General features: G+C 47.6%; 16 protein-coding genes. 13 read left to right on the top strand and 3 right to left on the bottom strand.

Translation table 11 applies throughout. The annotated features are described in order from the left end of the window. Nucleotides 1-32 precede the first annotated feature (32 nt). The 6 genes from BT112_RS09165 to BT112_RS09140 all read left to right on the top strand — a co-directional run bounded on the left by BT112_RS09165 (nucleotide 33) and on the right by BT112_RS09140 (nucleotide 13,742). Entirely contained in the window at nucleotides 33-1,649 is a 1,617-nt protein-coding gene (locus BT112_RS09165) for a sodium:solute symporter (RefSeq protein ID WP_072317070.1), read from the top strand. 253 nt (nucleotides 1,650-1,902) lie between these two features. After that, nucleotides 1,903-4,929, top strand: a complete 3,027-nt coding sequence (locus tag BT112_RS09160; protein ID WP_245777009.1) for a SusC/RagA family TonB-linked outer membrane protein — start codon at nucleotides 1,903-1,905, stop codon at nucleotides 4,927-4,929. An 8-nt stretch (nucleotides 4,930-4,937) separates the two neighbouring features. Then, entirely contained in the window at nucleotides 4,938-6,620 is a 1,683-nt protein-coding gene (locus BT112_RS09155; protein ID WP_072317069.1) for a RagB/SusD family nutrient uptake outer membrane protein, read from the top strand. Between the two features lie 38 nt (nucleotides 6,621-6,658). Then, nucleotides 6,659-8,563, top strand: a complete 1,905-nt coding sequence (locus tag BT112_RS09150) for a DUF4859 domain-containing protein (RefSeq protein ID WP_245777008.1) — start codon at nucleotides 6,659-6,661, stop codon at nucleotides 8,561-8,563. Between the two features lie 44 nt (nucleotides 8,564-8,607). After that, entirely contained in the window at nucleotides 8,608-10,965 is a 2,358-nt protein-coding gene (locus tag BT112_RS09145; protein WP_072317068.1) for an alpha-L-arabinofuranosidase C-terminal domain-containing protein, read from the top strand. An 83-nt stretch (nucleotides 10,966-11,048) separates the two neighbouring features. Further along, complete coding sequence (locus BT112_RS09140) at nucleotides 11,049-13,742, top strand: DUF5695 domain-containing protein (protein WP_072317067.1); 2,694 nt, start codon at nucleotides 11,049-11,051, stop codon at nucleotides 13,740-13,742. A 2-nt stretch (nucleotides 13,743-13,744) separates the two neighbouring features. On the opposite strand, the gene BT112_RS09135 is transcribed toward BT112_RS09140, so the two are convergent. Beyond that, entirely contained in the window at nucleotides 13,745-14,545 is an 801-nt protein-coding gene (locus BT112_RS09135) for a serine O-acetyltransferase (RefSeq protein WP_072317066.1), read from the bottom strand. Between the two features lie 303 nt (nucleotides 14,546-14,848). Here BT112_RS09135 and BT112_RS09130 point away from each other — a divergent pair, with 303 nt between their 5' ends. From BT112_RS09130 to pxpA, 4 genes are all read left to right on the top strand, one after another. After that, nucleotides 14,849-16,384, top strand: a complete 1,536-nt coding sequence (locus BT112_RS09130; RefSeq protein ID WP_072317065.1) for a YifB family Mg chelatase-like AAA ATPase — start codon at nucleotides 14,849-14,851, stop codon at nucleotides 16,382-16,384. Between the two features lie 108 nt (nucleotides 16,385-16,492). Continuing rightward, entirely contained in the window at nucleotides 16,493-17,611 is a 1,119-nt protein-coding gene (locus BT112_RS09125) for a DUF2891 domain-containing protein (protein WP_072317064.1), read from the top strand. After that, nucleotides 17,611-18,813: an Nramp family divalent metal transporter gene (locus tag BT112_RS09120; RefSeq protein WP_072317063.1), complete on the top strand. Its 1,203-nt coding sequence runs from the start codon at nucleotides 17,611-17,613 to the stop codon at nucleotides 18,811-18,813. Before BT112_RS09125 ends, BT112_RS09120 begins: the two co-directional genes overlap by 1 nt. A 33-nt stretch (nucleotides 18,814-18,846) precedes the next feature. Next, nucleotides 18,847-19,557, top strand: coding sequence for a 5-oxoprolinase subunit PxpA (pxpA, locus tag BT112_RS09115; RefSeq protein WP_072317062.1), 711 nt, complete (start codon nucleotides 18,847-18,849; stop codon nucleotides 19,555-19,557). Between the two features lie 53 nt (nucleotides 19,558-19,610). Here the strand turns inward: pxpA and BT112_RS09110 are convergent, their stop codons facing one another. Together BT112_RS09110 and BT112_RS09105 are read right to left on the bottom strand one after the other, a co-directional pair. Further along, nucleotides 19,611-20,039 carry a type II toxin-antitoxin system VapC family toxin gene (locus BT112_RS09110; protein WP_072317061.1) on the bottom strand — a complete coding sequence of 143 codons (429 nt, stop codon included), beginning with the start codon at nucleotides 20,037-20,039 and terminating at the stop codon, nucleotides 19,611-19,613. Then, a complete protein-coding gene (locus tag BT112_RS09105) occupies nucleotides 20,036-20,299 on the bottom strand; it encodes a DUF6364 family protein (protein ID WP_072317060.1) in 264 nt (87 codons plus the stop codon). The genes BT112_RS09110 and BT112_RS09105 overlap by 4 nt, the downstream gene beginning before the upstream one ends. A 121-nt stretch (nucleotides 20,300-20,420) precedes the next feature. On the opposite strand from BT112_RS09105, the gene pxpB reads away from it, so the two are divergent. From pxpB to BT112_RS09090, 3 genes are all read left to right on the top strand, one after another. Beyond that, nucleotides 20,421-21,158 (top strand): 5-oxoprolinase subunit PxpB, encoded by a 738-nt coding sequence (gene pxpB / locus BT112_RS09100; RefSeq protein WP_245777007.1) that lies wholly within the window; start codon nucleotides 20,421-20,423, stop codon nucleotides 21,156-21,158. Then, entirely contained in the window at nucleotides 21,151-21,996 is an 846-nt protein-coding gene (locus BT112_RS09095; protein ID WP_072317059.1) for a 5-oxoprolinase subunit C family protein, read from the top strand. Before pxpB ends, BT112_RS09095 begins: the two co-directional genes overlap by 8 nt. Before the next feature lie 142 nt (nucleotides 21,997-22,138). Beyond that, a complete protein-coding gene (locus BT112_RS09090; RefSeq protein WP_072317058.1) occupies nucleotides 22,139-22,453 on the top strand; it encodes a hypothetical protein in 315 nt (104 codons plus the stop codon). The last annotated feature ends 22 nt before the right edge of the window (nucleotides 22,454-22,475 follow it).

The raw sequence follows: 22,475 nt of genomic DNA, 5'->3' as shown, positions 1-22,475 counted from the left end.
CAATGAACTTTTGTAAAACCGACCATTAATACATGAAGAGTTTAGACAATTTAGACTGGATATGTATATCCCTTTACTTTCTGGTCCTGTTCGGACTGGCTGTCTGGGTTATATTAAAGAAAACCAATAATACCGAAGACTACTTTCTCGCGGGGAGAAATATCGGTTGGTTTGTCGTAGGGGCATCGATCTTTGCGTCCAACATCGGCTCCGAGCACGTCGTAGGACTTGCCGGTGCCGGAGCGGGTGATAAAATGCCCATGCTTATTTTTGAGATTCAGGCCTGGGTGGTACTTATCCTGGGCTGGGTGTTTTTACCCTTTTATGCCCGGAGCGGGGTCTTTACCATGCCCGAATTTCTCGAACGAAGATTCAGTGCCAAGTCGCGCTGGTTCCTGTCGGTGGTATCGCTGGTAGCTTATATTCTTACCAAGGTGTCCGTTACTATTTATGCCGGTGGAGTAGTGGTATCCGCACTGCTCGGTATCAATTTCTGGGTAGGCGCCATAGCCACTGTAATTCTCACCGGGGCCTATACCATATTCGGGGGTATGCGCGCGGTAGTATATACAGAAACTTTACAGGCTATTGTATTGGTTATAGGAGCAGCTGCCCTGACCTTTATCGGGTTGGACTATGTGGGCGGATGGGAAGAGATGAAAGCGACTCTCGGACCGGAATACTTCAACATGTGGAGACCACCTTCCGATCCCGATTTCCCATGGCCGAGCCTGTTTATCACCAGTACGATTATCGGTATCTGGTACTGGTGTACCGATCAGTATATCGTGCAGCGAACACTTACGGCCAAAAACCTCAAAGAAGGACGTCGCGGTGCGATATGGGGTGCCTTTCTCAAATTACTTCCCGTATTTATATTTCTCATTCCTGGCGTTATAGCCCTCACCCTGAAACAAAAAGGAATGCTGGAGTGGGATACGCCAGATCAGGCTTTTCCGGTTTTGATGAGTAATCTGTTGCCATCCGGGCTACGGGGACTCGTTGCCGCAGGTTTGCTCGCTGCCCTGATGAGTTCCCTGGCTTCCGTATTTAACTCCTGTTCTACATTATTTACAGTAGATATTTATAAGAAACTAAAACCGGATACCCCGGAAATAAAACTGGTACGCATAGGACGTATTGCAACCCTGATCGTAGTGTTCCTCGGAATTATCTGGATTCCTATTATGGCCAATATCTCCGGGGTGCTTTATGAGTACCTGCAATCGGTACAATCCTATATAGCACCTCCTATCACTGCTGTTTTCCTTTTGGGAATATTCAGTAAGCGGATCAATGCTACCGGAGCTTATGTAACACTCGTTACCGGCTTTATCCTCGGTATGGCCAGGATCGTTATCGAGCTGATGAGCGATAATTTCGCAGAAGGCAGTGTGCTTCATACACTGGCTACGGTGAACTTCCTGACGTTCGGAGCGTGGTTCTTCCTTTTTTGTATCGTGTTATTGGTCGCTGTAAGTATGCTCACACCGGCGCAGGATGAGAAGCAACTTGCCGGTCTGACGTTTCAGACTCCTGCTGTTGCAGATAGTAATAAAGAGAAAACATATGGCTGGATCGATATTGCAGCCTCCATCGTTATACTTGCCTTAGTTATTTGGGTTATGATTTCTTTTAACGGTAAGTAGTATGTTTTATATACCTTTTGTAGGCCTTGCGGAAGTTCCCGCAAGGCCTTTTTATTTATGGTAATATAAGTTGGGTATAATTAGCTATAATGAGGGATATTTCTTAAATTTTGATCGTTATTTTTATTAATAATGATAAACTTGGTAATATAGTATTATAATCGGATAATATCTTGTTCAGTACAATGAGCTGAGAGTTTATAATTTTATAACGTGTATTAACTACACTTTACAAACTAACAACTCAGATATTATGAAAACGATTTACCCTTCCGGTCTTTTCCTTTCAAGGAGAAGGAATCCCGTAGATTTCGGGATCAGGGCCAGAACACTTTTTATGGTGCTTTGCCTTTGTTGTTCGCTATCTTCTTTTGCACAAAGAGCAATAACAGGAACAGTTACCGACCAATCCGGTGCGCCTTTGCCGGGAGTTTCCATTACGGAGAAAGGAACAACGACAGGAGCCGTTTCTGATTTTGACGGAAACTTTACGCTCTATGTCGGCGGACAGTCACCTGTTCTGATATTTTCCTATATGGGCTTTGAAACACAGGAAATCACGATGGGCAACCGCTCATCATTACAGGTACAGATGCAGGAAGATGTGACCAGTCTTTCCGAAGTCATTGTCATCGGGTACGGAACTCAGGAAAAAAAGGATGTTACCAGTGCTGTAGCCAGTATAAAATCGGAAGAGTTCCTGGTAGGGAAAATACAGGATGCATCCGAGCTCGTGAAAGGTAAGGTCGCCGGACTTGTCATCACCAAAAGTTCCGGAAGTCCTGACGCTTCATCCAACATTATGCTGCGGGGCGTGACTACGCTGACCGGGAATGTAAATCCGCTGATACTCATAGATGGCGTTCCGGGCGATATCAATACCGTAGCCCCGGAGAATATCGAATCTATCGATGTGCTTAAGGATGCTTCTGCCGCAGCGATATACGGTACCCGTGGAGCTAACGGAGTTATTTTTATCACCACCCGAAGTGGTACGCGCGAAAGACCGGCAACAGTAAATTATGTCGGTTATACCTCGATTTCGGACTTTTACAAAAAGGCAGATTTCATGAATGTTTCAGACATCAGGGCCGGAAAGACCAGCTATAACGATCGCGGGGCTGAAACCGACTGGCTCGATGCCGTTACCCGTACGGGATTTATGCACAATCATTCCCTGAATATCGATGGAGGAACCAAGACTACCGCATATTCGGGTAATGTTTCCTATCGGTATGAAGACGGTACGATCAAGAAGAGTAATAACGACCAGATCCGGGTACAATTGAATCTTTCGCAGTACTTCCTGGATAATATGCTGAAAGTCAATATCAATGTACTCAAAGATTACCGTACGCTTACCCCGAACAATGCTGAGAGCGAGGGCCTTAATAATATATACCGGAAGGCCGTTATCCGGAATCCTACCGCTCCCGTATATACCCAAGATGGTGACTGGGATGAAGAACTGGACAGGTACCAGTATTACAACCCCGTAGCTATCCTTGATGAACTGGTAGGAGAGGACGAAAGGGAAAAGACCAATATGATCGGGAATATCACCTTTAAACCTGTAGACAACTGGGAGACCAACCTGATGTTGTCCAACAATCTGTACAATAAGAAATATGCAACCTATACCACGTCAAGGTATTATACCTCCAAAGTAACGGGGTTTGCTGGTTCTGCCTACATATTCCACGAGGATAGAAAACAGAAAACACTCGAACTGACCTCCAATTATAAGTTTAACCTCGATAAGCACCGTTTTTCGGTATTGGGTGGTTACAGTTATATTTACGAACGCTACAGTAATTTTTCGGTAAGCAATTCCGATTTCCCTACCGATGCCTATAAGTATAACAATATCACTGCGGGAGACCTGTTGAAAGAAGGTAGGGCAGGGATGAACAGCTTTAAGGAAGACAACACCCTGATCGGTTTTTTTGGCCGGGTGAGTTACGGTTTTGATAATAAGTACAACATTCTGGCCAGTATACGGCGTGAAGGTTCGTCTAAATTCGGGGACAACCACAAATGGGGGCTTTTCCCCGCGGTATCCGCCGGATGGACCATAAGCAACGAAGGCTTTATGGAATCGCTTAAGTGGGTGGATAATTTAAAGCTCAGGGCCGGTTATGGTGTTACAGGGCAAAGACCCTTGAACAACTATAGTTCCCTCACCACATTTCAGTTTAACAACAGCGGTACCGGAAACTATTACAACAAAGAAGGAGAATGGATACCGAGTATTCGGGTAGCGCAAAACCCCAATCCCGATCTCAAATGGGAAAAGACGGCAGAGATCAATGTGGGGGTAGATTTTACCTTGTTCGAAGGACGTCTCAGCGGTGCTCTTGATGTGTACAATAAGAAAACGACCGATCTTATATATCAGTACAATGTCCCCGTGCCTCCCAACCTGGCGAATACCACACTGGCCAATGTAGGTTCTATCAGCAACAAAGGTGTCGAGGTCATGATCAATGCGATCCCTGTAAAGAACGATGACTTTCAATGGAATACAACATTGACATTGTCTCACAACCGTAGTAAGCTCCTCAGTATGTCCAACGATCTTTACAAAACCGAAGACTATCGGGACGAAGCATTTGCCGGAGATCCTATTTCGGTACCCACACATCGTGTGGAAGTGGGGCGTGCCATCGGAGACTTCTGGGGTATGAAATCAGTAGGGGTTACCGAAGACGGAATCTGGCTGATCGAAGATCCGCAGACCGGTGAGGCCCTTACGTATTCCACAAGCCTTAACAACAATTCGTACAGACAATACCTTGGCAACGGATTTCCGAAAGTGTATCTGGGATTGAACAATACTTTCCGTTATAAGAATTTCGATCTGAATATGCAGATGAGCGGACAATTTGGTTTCAAGATACTCAACGAGCAGCGGATGTATTATGAGAACAACTCCATCCAGTACAACCGTTTGCGCTCTGCGGCAGATCCGGTGTATGGTATAGCACCGCTTTCGCCCTCACAGGCCCAGGCCTTCGTAAGTTACTATCTCGAAAAGGGGGATTTTCTCAAGTTTGATAATGTCACCCTCGGATACAATGTCAATGTCGGCAAACTGGAGAAATACCTGTCTGTATTGCGTGTGTATTGCTCCGCACAGAATTTCCTGACCATTACGGGGTATAAGGGCATGGACCCGGAACTTGCCAACAGGAATTTTTATGCTGCAGGTAATGATTTTCGAGATAAATATCCAACCATACGTTCCCTGACCCTGGGACTTAATGTAACCTTCAAATAATTTGAATTATGAAACCAATGAATACGATTTTCAGGATTTTAACCTTGGGGTTTGCGTTTGCACTCGTAGCCTGTACCGATCTTTCGGAAACAGTTTACAGCGATGTCAGTGAGGAAAATATCGAGCTCAACGATGCCGATATCGAAAGGATGTCCGGAGCGGTTTATAGCGAGTTGAGAAGTGTGTATTGGGGATGGAACGGTCTTTTTGATATTCAGGAAGAATCTTCGGATCTGATCATGACACCACTTCGTATCGGTGTTGGCTGGGGAGACCTGTATATCGCCATGCACAAACACAACTTCAACCCATACATCGGTCATTTCTGGACGATATGGAACCACTGTTACAACGGGATAGGCTATGCAAACAAAGTACTGGATCAGGAATCCGTACAGCAAAACCCGGAGCTCAAAGCCGAAATGCAGACCATGCGTGCCCTCTACTATTATATCCTTTTCGACTGTTTCCGGAACATAGCCCTGGAGACCACACAAAACGTACCTCCCGGGTATCTGCCGGAGCAGGCGGACCCCAAAGAACTTTTTGACTTTGTGGTTTCCGAGCTCAAAGAGGCCAGGGAAAACCTCGGCACGGAGAAGTTTCACGGGCACCCCAATAAGTATGTGGCTTCCATGATCCTTGCCAAGATGTACCTGAACCACAATGCCTGGTTCAACGATTTTTCCAGCAATGAATATTACGAGCTTGCTCTTTCGGAAGCGGAGTTTGTCATTGAAGAAGGGGGGTATTCGCTATCGGCATCTTATAAAGATAATTTTAAAGCCGATCTCAACGGAAATCCCGAAATTATTTTTGCTATTCCTTATGATATAACCTATGCTTCCGGAAATTACCTGGTCAACAAGGCGCTTATCGGAGTCGGAGCAAGAGCATTCGGATATAGCGGAACCCCGTGGAACGGCAGTTGTGCCATCCCCCAATTTATAGACACCTATCATGAAAATGACGGCAGGTTTGATGATACGTGGGCGCACGGGCAACAATATCATTACACTACCGGGGAGCCGCTGCGTACCAGTGCAGACGATCAGGGTGAGGTAAACCTGGTATATACCAAAGAAGTACATTCTATAGACAACCCCGGTGCCTATATGCTCGAAGGCTATCGTTTTATAAAAAACGAAATAGTCCCCGGAAATAACGGTACATACGGAGATGATGTACCTTTCTTCCGACTTGCAGATGCCATGTTTATCAAGGCCGAATGTCTGCTTCGGCTCGGACGTAACCAGGCCGTTGCTGCCCAGTTGATCACGGAAGTAAGGCAAAGAGCTTTTGCAGATCCTTCCGATGCTACCCGTACCGTAGCCGACCTGACCGGAGGTAGTATCTACGACTACGGGCATAGAGAATGGACCAATAAAGGAGCTACCGTTTATGATCCCAATGCATTGATAGCAACCTATGAAGGAGGTAGTGATGTAGAATTCGGCGGACTGCTGGACGACCTGGCCTGGGAATTTGTCGGGGAACATCATAGGAGACAAGACCTGGTGCGTTTCAGGGTCACCGGAAAAAACATGAATGTATATAACGGGAAATCCTGGTTCTGTAAAGATGCGGAAACCGATCAGGAAAAAGCCGTAGAAAAGAATATTTTTCCCATTTTCCAGGATTTTCTGAATTCCAACCCCAATCTGGATCAGAATCCCGGTTACTTTAATTAAACCGAAATTATTTAAACCGATTAAAACCAACGAATATTATGAACTTAACCATTTCTTATTCCCGAAACTCAAAACACTCGATCCCTTACCGGATCTCATGGTGTATCCTGGCTGTAATCATGGTCTTTATGGCCGGAAGCTGTGCACGTTCGGATACGGACCCTACCGATCCTGATCATATCGGTGACCCTTCCGGGGCATTCGATCCTTCCGTGATAGACACGACCAGGATTTACAGGCCTTCCGAATTTGGCAATATGAACCTTTTCGACAGTACCAGTACCTGGTATTACGGCCGAAGCAGGCAATCAGAGCATTTTATTGTGTTCTGGGGTGCAGACTACGGTAGTGAAGACCCGGCATCGACGGCAATTCCGTCTGCCTATCGCGTGGATATTGATGACCTGCTCAGCAAGGCCGAAAGTTTTTATACATTAAACGTAGAAGAACTCAAATTTGCCGAAACCGGAACCGGAAACTCCAGGCTGGACGATTATAAAATGATGATTTTCCTGTACTATCAGGAGGAGTGGCTCGCTACCGGATCGGGGTACGATGATACCATAGGAGCACTTTGGGTAAGCCCCAATACCTGTCAGCCCGTAGGAGCGACCATAGCACATGAAATCGGACATAGTTTTCAGTACCAGGTACATTGTGACCTTGGGGGCGGTGCAGGGTTTCGCTATGGTTTCGGTGGAAACGGCGGTAACGGATTCTGGGAGCAGACCGCACAGTGGCAAGCTTACCAGAGTTATCCGGAAGAGGCATTTACTTCATATAACTTTGGCGTATACACCGAAAACTATTTCCGTCATATCTGCCATGAGTCGCAACGTTATGCCAGTTATTTTATGCATTATTACTGGGCGGACAAGCACGGCAGGGATATCATCGGCAAACTATGGAGAGTGGCGCAGGAGCCGGAAGATCCGTTACAGGCCTATATGCGGATTACAGGGATCTCCACAGCGCAGCTTCACGAGGAAATATACGATGCCGCTACCCGGTTTGTGACCTGGGATCTGGATGCGCTCCGCGAAAATGGGGAAAACTATATCGGTGCCCATACTTTCAGGAGTAACACGCTCGAAGATGGAAGTTACCAGGTGACCTACGATCGTTGTCCGGGTACAACGGGTTATAATGTTATACGCCTGGCCGTGCCGGCGGCGGGTACCGAAGTGAATACCGAATTTACCGGACTGGTTAATGCCTCGGGGTATAACCAGGTACAAAATCCGGGCAGTGCCGGGTGGCGCTACGGTTATGTAGCTCTTCTTGAAGACGGTACCAGAGTCTATGGCACGATGAACCAGGGAACACAGGGCAATGCTGTCTTTACCGTTCCGCAACATTGCAGTAAACTCTGGTTTGTGGTTACCGGGGCACCCGACAACTACACTCCGCATGCATGGGATGAAGATAATAGTAATGACGACCAATGGCCTTATAAAGTGAAATTCAGTAATACCGATCTCTACGGGACGATTCCTATAGACGATACGCTGCCACCGGCAGATATTACCCTTACATACAACCTCTCCTTTCCCGTAAGTGCCGACAGTTATTCCGGTACGACGGCAGAGGTTGATCTCAATGAACTGGCTCAGGCTTTTGTGTTGCAACCGGGAGAGATTACCAATAACATGGATGAAACGATTACCTTTTATGCCGTTGAAGCCAACGGAGACCTCAACGCCAATACTACGGCCAACGGGTACGGACATTGGTTTGATGCCAACGGTAATGTAATCAATTGGGGAAGTGATGCCCGGATCTATTCCGAATTCGATGCCTCGGCATTCCGCTTTACCATAGGACAATATCCCGGCCAGAATGCATCGGGGAACCAATACACCATAAAGCAAGCCCTGGTTTACGAACATCAGCCGGGACAAACGGTTCGGGCGACATTCGTTTTTAATATTACCTTGCAGTAAAACGGTACTGCCGGGGGAACAGAAAAATTATAAAAAGTACAGCTATGCAATATTCAGGCAAACCGGGGAAATATATCCTTTATATAACTGTCGTATTCGGATTATTCTTCTTCGGCTGTGACCGAGAATCCCCCGGCCAACTGCTGTCGCCGGCAGGAACAGCAAAAGCTTCCGAAGCCGGTTGGGAAAAGGAGTACTACAGCAACCAGGAGAATTATACTGATACGGTTTCGTCCGGATTCGGTTCGCGGGTACTCCGGATTACGGCCGATAGTATGGGCGTTTCGCGCTGGTATAAGAAAATCGATATCAAACCATATACGACGTATAAGGTATCCGGATATATCAAAACAGAAGGAGTCAGGGGAGACGCAGAAGAAGCCGGAGCCGGTTTCCGGCTGGGGAAGTTTCCCATAACAAACGACACGGTCTTTACCGGGAATACGGACTGGACTCATGTAGTTATACAATTTGATTCCGAAGGGGAGGACAGTTTTATGATGGAAGGTCTGCTCGGAAAAAACGGTAAAGCCGGGGGCTCCGTAAGTTTTGCGGATATCAGACTCGAAGAAATCGCTTCCCGCTCACTTCATCCGGAGGTAACAATACATCCCGAACAGGAGAAAGCTCCGATGTCGCCCTATCTTTACGGACAGTTTATAGAGCATATGGGCAAATGTATTTACGGGGGGATCTGGGCGGAAATGCTCGAAGATCGTAAATTCTATGATATCCCCGGAACCAGTAGGTCACCATGGATAACCGATGCGGATACCACGGCCATAATGGTCGATAGCAGCAAAACCTATGCCCGGGGAGATATCCCGAAATACAAGCTCAGTAACGGGCAGTGGCAGCTTTCCCAGAAAAACCTGGCCCTGAAGGCAGGCAAAAAGTATGTCGGGCGTCTGGTGTATCGTGTGGGTAAAAATGTAAAGAAAGTAGAGGTTTCAATAGCTTCCGGAGCAAAAGTGGTACTACAGTCCCCGGAACCCGTAGCTAACGGCTTCATAAAACTCCCTTTTGAGTTTCAGGCAGCTACCGACACGGAAGAAGGAAAGCTTATCATAACCTTTTTCGGCGGTGGAGAGGTTACTTTGGCAGCCGTATCCCTGATGCCAGCCGATAATATCGACGGATTTCGTCCGGATGTACTCGAATTGATGAAAGAACTCGATGCCCCGATATACCGCTGGCCCGGTGGCAATTTTGTTTCCGGTTACGATTGGAAAGACGGTATAGGAGATCCTGATGCTCGCCCCACCAAATTCGAAAGAGCCTGGAACGGACTGGAATACAACGATGTCGGGGTTCACGAATTTATGCGGTTATGCCGCTTATTGGGTGCCGAAGCTAATGTTGCGGTAAATACCGGTTTGGGAACAGCAGCCATGGCCGCAGAAGAAGTACTTTATTTCAACGGTGATGTATCGACAGCCATGGGAAAACTCCGTGCAGAAAACGGGCATGCCGAACCTTATAATGTAAAATTATGGGCTGTGGGTAATGAAATGTTTGGCGACTGGCAACTGGGACATATGCCTGTGGAAGCGTATGTAAAAAAGCACAATGAAGTAACAGAAGCCATGTGGAAAGCAGATCCGGATATAGAACTGATAGCGGTGGGCTTCCCGGGCAAATGGAATGATATGATGTATGAGCATTGCAGTGAAAATATGACCTATATCAGTGAACATTTCTACCGGCAGGACTGGCATGCGGGCGGATTGCTCACCCATGTAAAGCAAATTCCGGATGCTATCCGGGAAATAGCCGAAGAGCACAGGCGTTGCCGAGAGGAGATTCCCGGACTTCGGGACAGGGACATTAAAATAGCCCTGGACGAATGGAATTACTGGTACGGAAAACATGTTTTCGGATTGCTCGGTACCCGTTATTATCTTCGCGATGCCCTGGGGATTGCTGCCGGATTTAACGAATTCTCCAGGCAATCGGATATTTTTTATATGGCCAACTACGCCCAGACTGTTAATGTTATCGGGGCTATCAAGACGACAAAGACCGACTCCTGGATGGAAGGTACCGGGCTTGCCCTAAAGATGTACCGAAAGTACTTTGGCACGCATCCCGTTACCCTGGAAGGTACACCGGAACCCCTTGAGGTTGCCGCAACGTGGTCGGCAGACGGGAAAACACTGAGTATATCTGTTATCAATGCCACACGGCAGGTTTATCCGCTCAAAATAGCCGTGCCTGCTTTGACATTGCCCGACAGTGCAAGGGAAATACGCCTGAGCGGGAGAGGAGATATGGTATATAATACCCAAGAGCAAAAAGACAATATCACGATTAGCGAAAGCGACATTAGGTTAAACAACGGTACTGTAGAAGTTCCGGCGGAAAGTGCGTGTATTTACCTTTTTGCTCTGAACAAAGAGTAGGCCCCGGGCCTTTGATATCCGGTTGAAGATCTCAGCCGGTTTGCAGGGAAAATTAATTTATAAATTACAGATAAGAAAGCAGCATGATCACATTTTTAAAGCAAGGAATTTTCGTATTCTTACTGACACTGGTGGTACAAACCGCGGCAGCGCAGGACTACTGGAGCAGAATTTCCGGCCGCCCTTCCGTACTGGCACTGGAAGAAGGATTAGAGACTATCGATGCCGGACACTTCCGGTTAAAACTCGTTCGCTCTTCACAGACCGTAGCCGGGTTATCTCCGGTATCACACCCCGATTTCGACTTTACCCCGGGAGACCGGTTGAAGGTGAGAGATAAGGATAGCCTTTTTCACCTCGGTGACATCAATCTCAGAGTGCGCATTTCAGGTGGAATATGGAAAGATTATACCACGGCAAGCCACAGGACAGCTGTAAAACCCCTGCAGACTTCCGCGAATATCCTTGCTGCGGCAGACCTAGCTCCCACGCTTCCGGACGATATTCCGCTTTCAGTAAAGCGTTACTACGAACTCCGGCAGGGAGCCCTGGTCATGCGTTTCGAACTTACCAATACTTCCGCATCCGATATAGAGATAGGGGCTTTGGGCGTGCCGATGATTTTCAATAATATCCTCGAAGGCAAATCCCTGGATGAAGCCCATGCACAGAATGTGTTTTTTGATCCCTATATCGGAAAAGACGGAGGCTATCTCGAAGTAAAAAGACTTCATGGCAAGGGACCGAACCTATTGGTCCTTCCGCAGGAACACATGGCTTTCGAAGCTTATCGTCCACTGCTTGAAGACCCGACTCCCCGGAGTATCGTATTCGAAGGGTTTCATGAGTGGATGGCCCATAGCAAAGCCTATGCCGATAAGGAGTGGGAGGGTGTAACCCAATGGAATACACCCACTTCGATTACCCTGCGCCCGGGAGAAGTACGCAACTACGCCATCCGTTTCGTACTTACCGATGCCATCCGGGAAATCCCGGAAGTGCTGAAACAGGAAGAACGTCCCGTGACCATCGGTATTCCGGGTTATGTACTTCCTATGGATGTCGACGGGCAGCTTTTTGTAGATTATCCGGAAGCGATCAGCGATATCCGGATTTCGCCGGCAGGTGCCCTGAGCCTGGAAGCAAAAGGAACAACCGTTTCGGGAGCCGAAATATACAATGTAAAAGGTATGCGCTGGGGAAAAGCCAGAGTGACGATTGTATATGCCGACAGCCTGGAGCAGACCGTGCATTACAACATTATAAAACCGGAAGCCGAAGTGATTCGGGATTTCGGGCATTTCCTGCTTACGGAACAATGGTTTGACGAAAAAGGTGATCCTTTTCATCGGAATCCGTCCGTGATCAGCTATGATTACGAAGAGAAGCGACAGGTTACCCAGGACAGCCGTGCCTGGATTGCCGGGCTGAGCGATGAGGGAGGAGCCGGAAGCTGGCTCGGAGCGATCATGAAACAACTCGTACAGCCGGATAAGGAAGAACTGATTAAACTGCAGCGGTTTGTCGATGAGACGCTGTGGAGCAACATTCAGCATAGCGAAGGTGATCAAAAATACGGGGTAAAGAAAAGCGTGTTCTATTACGAACCCGAAAAGATGCCTGCCGGTACTTACGACAAAGATATCAATTACGGAACCTGGGCCGCCTGGGACAAAAAGGGAGCGGACGATATAGGACGTTCTTATAATTATCCTCACGTAGCAGCCGCGTATTGGGTGATGTACCGCCTGGCCAGATATCGGGAAGGGCTCGTTACCAATCGACCGTGGGAATGGTACCTTGAGCAGGCATACCGGACTTCGGTAGCTATGCAGGAACTCGCCCCGTATTATGCACAGTTCGGACAAATGGAAGGTACCGTTTTCCTGAATATACTCAAAGATCTGAAGCGTGAAGAGTTTAGTACCATGGCAGCAGGTCTGGAACAGATAATGAAAGAACGCGCCTTGCACTGGAAAAGCCTCAATTATCCTTTTGGGAGTGAAATGCCCTGGGATTCCACGGGCCAGGAAGAGGTCTATATGTGGTCCGATTATTTTGGTTTCGACGAGAAAGCACTGATAACACTCGATGCTATACTGGCCTATATGCCCGTAATGCCCCATTGGGCTTACAACGGAAACGCCAGGAGGTACTGGGATTTTCTTTACGGTGGTAAACTGTCGCGCATCGAAAGACAGATACACCATTACGGTTCCGGCCTCAATGCGATCCCGGTGCTTACCCATTACCGTAAAAACCCGGAAGACCTCTACCTGCTCAAAGTAGGATATGGCGGGCTGTTGGGGTCAATCTCCAACATTACCGAAGACGGTTTTGGTCCGGCAGCATTCCATTCCTTTCCTTCCACATTAAAAATAGATGGCCTCTCGGGCGATTACGGTTCCGGCTTTTTCGGCTATGCAGTCAATTCCGCAACCTATATCACGAAGGATACAGACAAGGGATGGCTTGCCTTCGGTGGAAATTGTGAAGTTACCGGAGAGCATGTGCGGGTAAAGCCTACTACGGCAGGAAAAAACAGAATATACCTGGCCCCGGAAAAACTATGGTTGACACTCGATGCGGGAACTTTCGAGCAGCTCGATTACGATCCCCGGTCAGGTGTTGTAGAGATCAGCCTGGCTGCCCGGGACGAATATACCCCTGTAGCTTATCTCAATATCGAAGGAAGAACAAAAAAGCTCCCTTTCAAAAGCGAAAAAGGAGCTTATAAGATACCGTTAAAAAAGAAAACGGTTCGGGTAAAACTGTAGGATCAGCTGTTCCTGATCTTGTCATTGGCCTTTATTTTAATATCAGGCGTGTGGTACACCAGAGAGTTCTCCGGAACCGACTCGGTAAGCCACACGTTTCCTCCTATAATACTGTTGGCGCCTATTACCGTCTTTCCCCCGAGGATAGTGGCATTGGCATAGATGGTGACATTACTTTCCACCGTAGGGTGCCTTTTTACATCCGTCAGGGATTTTTCCACATGCAGTGCTCCGAGGGTAACTCCCTGGTAAATTTTCACGTGATCTTTGATCAGGGTCGTTTCACCGATAACAATACCTGTGGCGTGATCTATAAAAAAGTATTCACCGATCTGCGCCCCCGGGTTGATATCGACTCCCGTCAACCGGTGGGCATATTCTGTCATCAGGCGCGGCACAATGGGAAGTCCGTACAGATAGAGCGGCCTGCTCAGTCTGTAAACGGCAATGGCATAAAAACCGGGATAAGCCAGGCAGACTTCTTCGATGGTCCGCGATGCCGGGTCGTTCTCTACGATCGCTTTGGCATCCAGGTTGAGTTTTCGCAATATTTCGGGGAGTTCGTTGAGATAACTTTCCCAGATCTTCCCGCAGGGTTTGTCGGGAGCCCAGCAGGCCAGGTCCACGATCTTCTGAAAATCTTCTTCCAGCAGGTCGATGTGCGTTGCTACCGAAGTCTGATGATCAAATAACGTATAAAACAGCCGGGAAACAAAAGACTCGGTCTTTTCCTTCAGCTCGAACTTCAGATTGGGATTCTGTTTGTTCTTTATAATGTTTTCTATGATGTTCTCTTTTTTCATGATGTTGTTGCATTAGGGTTGCCGGTAAGGCCAAGGTGAATCTGCAGAAAATCGGGAACATGAATATCCCCGTAATTTCACGGAAATTCAGGTTATAAGGCTCAGTAAACAGGTAATGATAAATAAAGAATTATCGTCCTTAGCAAGTCCTAACAGACCCCTATAAGCGATTTGACTTTCCAGTAGGTGATATATAAATGATGCAGGTAAAACATAAATATAGCATTACGGCTTTAGAAACAAAGTTAAGAAGCTTCGCTTACATATTTGTTAATTTTTATATTTTTAAACAAAAAAGAGTAAATGCTGACAAAAATATTCGGAAGTGCTGTCTTTGGGGTAGAGGCCACCACGATCACCGTAGAGGTGAATGTGGCGGTCGGGGTAGGCTACCACCTGGTAGGGCTTCCCGACAATGCCATCAAAGAGAGCAATTACAGGATTGCTGCTGCATTACAGAACAACGGGTACAAAATTCCCGGAAAAAAGATCACCATAAATATGGCCCCGGCGGACCTCCGTAAAGAAGGATCGGCTTACGACCTTACCCTTGCCGTAGGGATTCTGGCGGCTTCCGGGCAAATAAAAAGCGACAGTATAGCAAACTATATCATTATGGGAGAACTCTCGCTCGACGGTAGCCTGCAACCTATAAAAGGAGCCTTGCCTATAGCGTTCCGGGCCTGCGAGGAAGGGTTTACCAAATTCATTCTCCCCGAACAGAATGCGCGGGAAGCAGCAGTTGTCGAAGGTATCGAAGTTTATGGTGTACGGAACATCAAAGAGGTTATAGCCCATTTCGACGGTAAGGAAGTCCTGCAGCGAACTATTGTAGACCATCAGGAAGAATTTTACAGTAAACTCGACATGCCGGAACACGATTTTGCCGATGTCAAGGGACAGGAAAGCATAAAACGCTGTATGGAGATAGCGGCAGCGGGCGGACACAATATTATTCTTATAGGTCCGCCGGGTTCCGGAAAGACGATGCTTGCCAAGCGGCTGCCCAGCATTCTTCCGCCCATGACACTTAATGAAGCGGTAGAAACCACTAAGATTCACAGTGTGGCAGGGCGTACCGATAATTCGGGTTTAATGGTGCGCAGACCGTTCCGGTCACCACACCATACCATTTCGGATGTCGCCCTTGTAGGTGGCGGTACATATCCGCAACCCGGAGAAATATCCCTTTCGCACAACGGAGTACTTTTTCTCGATGAACTTCCGGAGTTTAAACGGAGTGTACTGGAGGTTATGCGACAACCGCTGGAAGACCGGGAGGTCACCATTTCACGGGCAAAATTCACGGTAACCTATCCTTCTTCCTTTATGCTCGTAGCCAGTATGAACCCCAGTCCGGGCGGTTATTTCAACGATCCGGATGCCCCGGTGACATCTTCTCCCGCAGAAATGCAGCGTTATCTCGGCAAGATATCGGGCCCTTTGCTCGACCGTATAGATATCCATATCGAAGTCACACCCGTTCCGTTCGAGAAATTGTCTGATAGCAGAAGGGGAGAAGGGAGCGCAGAAATTCGGAAGCGCGTTACCGCAGCCCGGGAGCTACAGTCACAAAGGTTCCGGGAAACCAGGAATACCCATTACAATGCGCAGATGAGTACCCGGCAGATCAGGGAGTTCTGCGCCCTGGACGATGCTTCCCTGAATCTTCTTAAAAATGCCATGGAGCGACTCAATCTCTCCGCAAGGGCCTACGACAGAATACTCAAGGTTGCCCGTACCATAGCCGATCTGGACCAGGCCGCAAATATCTCCGGAAATCATATCAGCGAAGCCATTCAGTACCGGAGTCTCGATCGGGATGGCTGGCTGGCATAACAGGGGTCATAAGATCTCCCTTGTTTATCATTATTTATCCTTATATTCGGACCTGTCCGGCATCGAGAGTTGTCGGATCGGTTTCACTAAGCTGTCAAAACACCATATATGAAATTATTCTCCATCGTTATTGCCATTGTGCTTTGTATGTCCTGTTCGGAAGAACAGTCCCGAAAAAAATCAGAAAACCTCGAAACTACTTCACAAACAACGGACTCCGTGGGTATGGTCCGTTTAAAACTTACGCCGGCAGAGGCGGACAGGCTGGCCGCACTGCCGTTGACCTGTATGCAGACCGAATATCCGAATAAACTCAACCAGACTTTGGGGAATGCTACGGACCTGCAATCACCCCAAGCCCTGCATCCGGCATTTTACGGATGTTTCGACTGGCATTCTTCCGTACACGGACACTGGATGCTGGTGAGCCTGCTCCGGCAATTCCCGGATATGGGAAAAGCTACTGAGGCCAGGGCGAAACTAAAGGAAAATATCACACCTGCAAATATCGCCAAAGAAGTGGAATATTTTACCAGGGAACCTTCGTATGAACGGACCTATGGCTGGGCCTGGCTCCTGAAGCTGGCGGAAGAACTCCACAACTGGGACGATCCCCTGGCCCGCGAACTGGAGAAAAATATGCAGCCGCTTACCGATGTAATCGTAAAGAGCTATATGGGTTTCCTACCCAAACTGCATTACCCCATTCGTATCGGAGAACATTCCAACACGGCTTTCGGGCTTACATTTGCTTACGATTATGCGAAGACGGTAAATAATACGGCGCTCTCAGATCTCATCACTTCAAGGGCTAAGGATTTTTATAATGACGATACGGAGTGTCCGATAACCTGGGAACCCGGAGGGTTCGATTTCCTTTCGCCCTGCCTGGAAGAAGCCGATATTATGCTCAGGATATTGCCCACAGAAGAATTCCGCGATTGGCTCCGGAAATTTCTACCGCAACTCGGGGAAGCATCCTTTGGGCTCGAACAGGGAGAGGTATCGGACCGGGAAGACGGGAAGCTGGTACACCTGGACGGGGTAAACTTCAGCCGTGCGTGGTGCTTATACGATATAGCCCGGGCGCTTCCGGAATATACCCATCTCAGAAAGATCGCCGATGAACATATCAGGCATTCGCTACCCCATATTGTCGACGATAATTACGAAGGTACCCACTGGCTGGGCTCTTTTGCGGTATATGCACTCAATACGGCACACTGATGCGTAGTTTTTTTAAAAATATAGGTCCCGGAACTCTGGTGGCAGCTGCCTTTATAGGCCCGGGAACGGTGACCGTATGTACCCTGGCCGGTACGGGCTTCGGTTACACCCTGCTCTGGGCTATGGTATTGTCTGTAGTGGCGACCCTGGTTTTACAGGAAATGGCCGTGCGTATCGGGATTATGACCGGCCTCGGACTGGCTGAAGTGATCAAACAGGAACTGCGCCAGGGTTCGTGGCTCAAATTTCCGGTCATAATACTTATCTTTTCTGCTGTGGTTATCGGTAATGCCGCCTATGAAGCCGGAAACCTCAGTGGTTCCGCGCTTGGTATCGAGGGTGTATTCGGCAAATCTTACGGTGCTTTTTATCCGGCGCTGATCGGGACAATTGCCTGTATACTGCTCTGGATGGGGAATTATAAAATACTGGAACGGGCTATGATCGTCCTGGTCATACTCATGAGTCTCTCCTTTATATGTGCGGCTGTTATGATACGACCCGATTGGGGAGCCGTATGGCACGGTGCATTTGTCCCGGAACTTTCTGGGGATAACCTGCTTACTGTCATAGGACTTATCGGTACTACCGTAGTACCGTATAATTTGTTTCTTCACGCTTCCCTGGTGCGCGAGCGCTGGTCGGGAAAAGAAGATCTGAAAGCAGCCCGTAAAGACACTTTTATTTCTGTAATCCTGGGTGGGCTGGTCTCTATGGCTATCATTATAACTGCTGCGGGGAGTGGACTTACCGATATCCGAAGCGTAATGGACATGGCTACCGGGTTAGAACCCTTGTATGGGCAGTATGCGATTTATTTTATAGGAACGGGACTGTTTGCAGCCGGAATCACTTCCTCGGTAACAGCACCTTTGGCGGCGGCTTATGTGGCCAACGGATGTTTTGGATGGAATGCGGTACTTACCGACTGGCGTTTCAGAATGGTATGGTTCCTTATTATCGGTACGGGAGTGGTTTTTGCATCCCTTGGTTTTAATCCGGTAGAACTCATCCTGTTTGCCCAGGTCGCCAATGGTATCCTGCTTCCGGTTGTCGCCTTGTTCCTGTGGTGGGTGGTTAATCGTACGGGACTGCTCGGGGCATACCGGAATACCCCGTTACAAAATATTATTTCCGGAATTATTATTGTCATTGCCATTATACTCGGATCCAGGAGTATAGCAAAAGTCTTTGGTTGGTAATGTATTGTTTAATCCGAATAAACTTTAACTGTCATGGCTGTCAGACTGAATTGCGATGTAGGCGAAGGCCTGAACAACGAAGTACTCTTAATGCCTTACATACATTCCTGCAGTATTGCCTGTGGCGGGCATGCGGGCGATACGGATACGATGAAACGTGCTGTGGAACTTGCCATACAATATGAAACGGACATCGGGGCACATCCTTCTTATCCCGATAAAACCAATTTCGGCAGGGAATCTATGAACATGGACGATGAGGCTCTTGTTTTTTCCGTAAGGGAGCAGGTGGAGGCCCTTGAAAAGATCACCCGGCAATATGACATTCTGCTGCATCATATTAAGGCTCATGGGGCTTTGTACAACGATATGGCCGGAAACAGGGAGAAGGCGGAAGTATTCCTTTCGGCTGTAGAAAACTATAAGGGCCGTGTACGGCTCTATGTGCCCTATGGTTCGGAAATTGCAAAATCGGCAGTGTCCCGGGGCTTTAACATCCGGTACGAGGCTTTTGCCGATCGTAACTATAATGATGATCTTTCCCTCGTATCCCGAAAATCTGCCAATGCGATCATCCTCAGGCCCGAAGCAATCAGGCAGCATATACTATATATGGTTCAGGAACAAAAAGTAAGGACGGTAACCGGTAGTGAAAAAACGATCAGGGCCGATACTTTCTGTCTGCACGGAGATCATCCACATGCCGCAGAAGTCCTGCGTTATCTCTCCGAACATACGATCTGATACAGAACCGACATACCCGCGACCATAGTGATGCTACATTTTTCCGGGAACAATTACAGACCGGCATTCAGGACATAGTGCTCCAGGAAACTCCTGGTATCCAGTACACGAATGGAAGCGAAGTAAAAATCCTGTACATTTTCCGTTACAATACACTGGCATTCGGCATGAAGTGCCGTGTAGTATTCCAGTCCGTCTTCAAAGTCTTCCACTGCTTTGTTACCTGCGGCAAGCATTACCGCATTCCTGTCGGTTTTGGCAATGTGCATTCGGGAAATAAGCAGTCGTATTTTCTTTTTAGCCAGGCGTGTACCACTTTTCTTTTCTGCAAAATAAAAGGCTATAGCCAGACACACCGGTGAAGTACACAGCGCAAATTCACGACGATCCGCAAGACTCAGTAACCTCGACGTATAGGTAAATAAAGGGTACTCCCGGTTCAGTACCGAGACCAGGATATTAGCGTCTACAAAGACTTTCATTTTTTGTTTTTCTTCTCGAAAGATTCATTCCTGGCCGCTTTTCTGCTTCGGGGTTTTGTTCTGTATTCGGGTTCGCCTTCTGCAACGCGATCTACCCAGTCGGCAATAGGAAGCTCTTCGAGACTGCGATAATCTCCGCTGATGATCTGGCGGTATAGAAATTCTGTAAGACGGGACAGGCTGATGTTCTGGGATTTTGCATACGCCTTGGCCTTTTTTATGGTGTCTTCGTCAAAAGAAAGTGTGATTTTGGTATCCATGAGCAGATCTTTTGTACGACAAACCTAAAAAAAATATACGTATAATCATAATCTTCCCCGGAAATCGCAATTTAGGCAGGTTTTACTTTTAATACTTACAGTTTTTTTGGTACTTAGCAGTATGGCAGCAACCTTGAATAATTACCGGCTCAACTATAAACCAATGGGGGAGAAAGCCATTCTTGTGGAATGGCCTGAGCGCATAGATGAAACAGTTCTGGAGGACGTTTTGAGATTTCGCCACATCATCCGCGAGAAATACGGTAATGCCTGTGAGCTGGTACCTGCCTATCATTCGTTACTGGTAATTTTCCGGAAGCTTTCCGATACCGATAAAGAGATAAAGATATTGCGAAGTCTGTACCCGGAACGCAAGCACAAATCGTTAAAACGTCGTTTATGGTATATACCGGTGTGTTATGAAGCCGGTTTCGGACTGGATACGGATACGCTGATCTCAGAAAAGGGACTGACAGCCGAAACGCTTATAAGTTTACATACGGGCGCCGAATATACGGTGTACGCCATCGGTTTTCTTCCGGGGTTTATGTACCTGGGCGGACTCGACCCGGGGCTTTATGCTCCGAGGCGGGAAGAACCACGGCTCAAAGTTCCCAAAGGTGCCGTAGGTATCGGTGGAAAACAGACCGGGATCTATCCGCAGGAAAGCCCGGGAGGATGGAATATCATAGGGAATTCTCCCATTCCGCTGTTTGATGTTTCTGCAAAGAAGCCATGCAGGATACGGGTAGGAGACAAAGTAAAGTTTTTTCCGGTCCGAAAAGCGGAGTATGATCTCATTGCGATCGAAACGGCAACAGGGGTATATAAAATCAAGAAAGAGGAGTGGCATGATTAAGATACGTAAACCGGGGTTCTTTACCACGGTTCAGGATACGGGACGAACAGGATACCGGGACAACGGGGTACCTGTTTCCGGGGCAATGGATATGTTTTCTGCAGTGCTGGCCAACCGGCTTCTGGACAATCGGGATAAGGCTGCCGTGCTGGAAATAGCTATGACGGGACCGGTACTGGAATTTTCCGAACCTACGCATATTGTTATGACAGGCGCCGCGATGCACGCAGACGTCAACGGTACGGCCATACCGCATAACCGGGTGGTAAAAATAAAACCGGGAGACATATTGTCGTTCGGTAAGGTCGAAAAAGGTATACGTACCTATATCGGTGTCAAAGGTGGAATAAAGACAAAAAAAGTACTTCACAGCCGTTCGTATTTTGTTCCGGTTACCGAAAGCGGAAGAGTTGCCGTTGAGCAAACCATGGAATACTCTGCTTTTGAAGGTGATATAGAGAATCTCATAGAGATAAAAATCGATAACGATTTCCTGTTCGAACAGGAAGTTAGGGTATATCCGGGACCCGAATTCGGTCTTCTGAGTGCAGAGGACCAGGACCGGCTGGAGCAGGGGAGTTTTACCGTATCTGCACAGAATAACCGTATGGCCTACCAGCTGGAGGAGCGTCTTTCGCCTAATGAATTTGGCATTATTACTTCGGCTACCCTTCCGGGGACGGTACAGTTAACTCCTTCTGGAAAGTTGATCGTACTCATGCGCGACTGCCAGACTACGGGTGGATATCCGCGTATTTTGCAGTTTTCAGAAAGAAGTATATCCGTTCTTGCACAAAAACGTGCCGGAGAGGAGATAAAATTGAATATACTTCGATAGTATCTGATTCCCGATACAACCTGACATCAGAGGTGATTTTCGGTTAACTGGAGTGGGTTTTGTGTGAAAAAAAAGCAATTTTTGTTGGGACTGGGGCCTATGTATGGGTGTATAATATACAGAACCTAAAAGCTTACAGACTATGGTACAGGAACATGCTGTTTTGGAAGAACTCCGCCAACTGGCCCCGGAATATTTCCGGACCCTCAAACACAGCCCCGAAAAGGGCGATTATGTGGTTTCTTTGCACAGAAACGGGTATCAGCACCTTCTGGAAACCATATCCGACTTGCTCAAATTATGCATGGTTGCCACGGAAGAAGGGCTTGAAATAAGCACGGATATTTCCCGACTCAATATCAGTGTACACAATACACTGGGTCTTGTACTCCGGTTGTTACCGGTGCATGAGAGTGAGTTTATGGATATGCTTCGTGACCATCTTCTCGAAGAGTAACTTCAGCTTTTACACGATCTCC

The sequence above is a fragment of the Sinomicrobium oceani genome (genome assembly GCF_900119185.1).
Classification (GTDB): Bacteria; Bacteroidota; Bacteroidia; order Flavobacteriales; family Flavobacteriaceae; genus Sinomicrobium; species Sinomicrobium oceani.
Note: the sequence above shows the minus strand (reverse complement) of the source record. Positions and strands in the feature narration are given on the sequence as shown.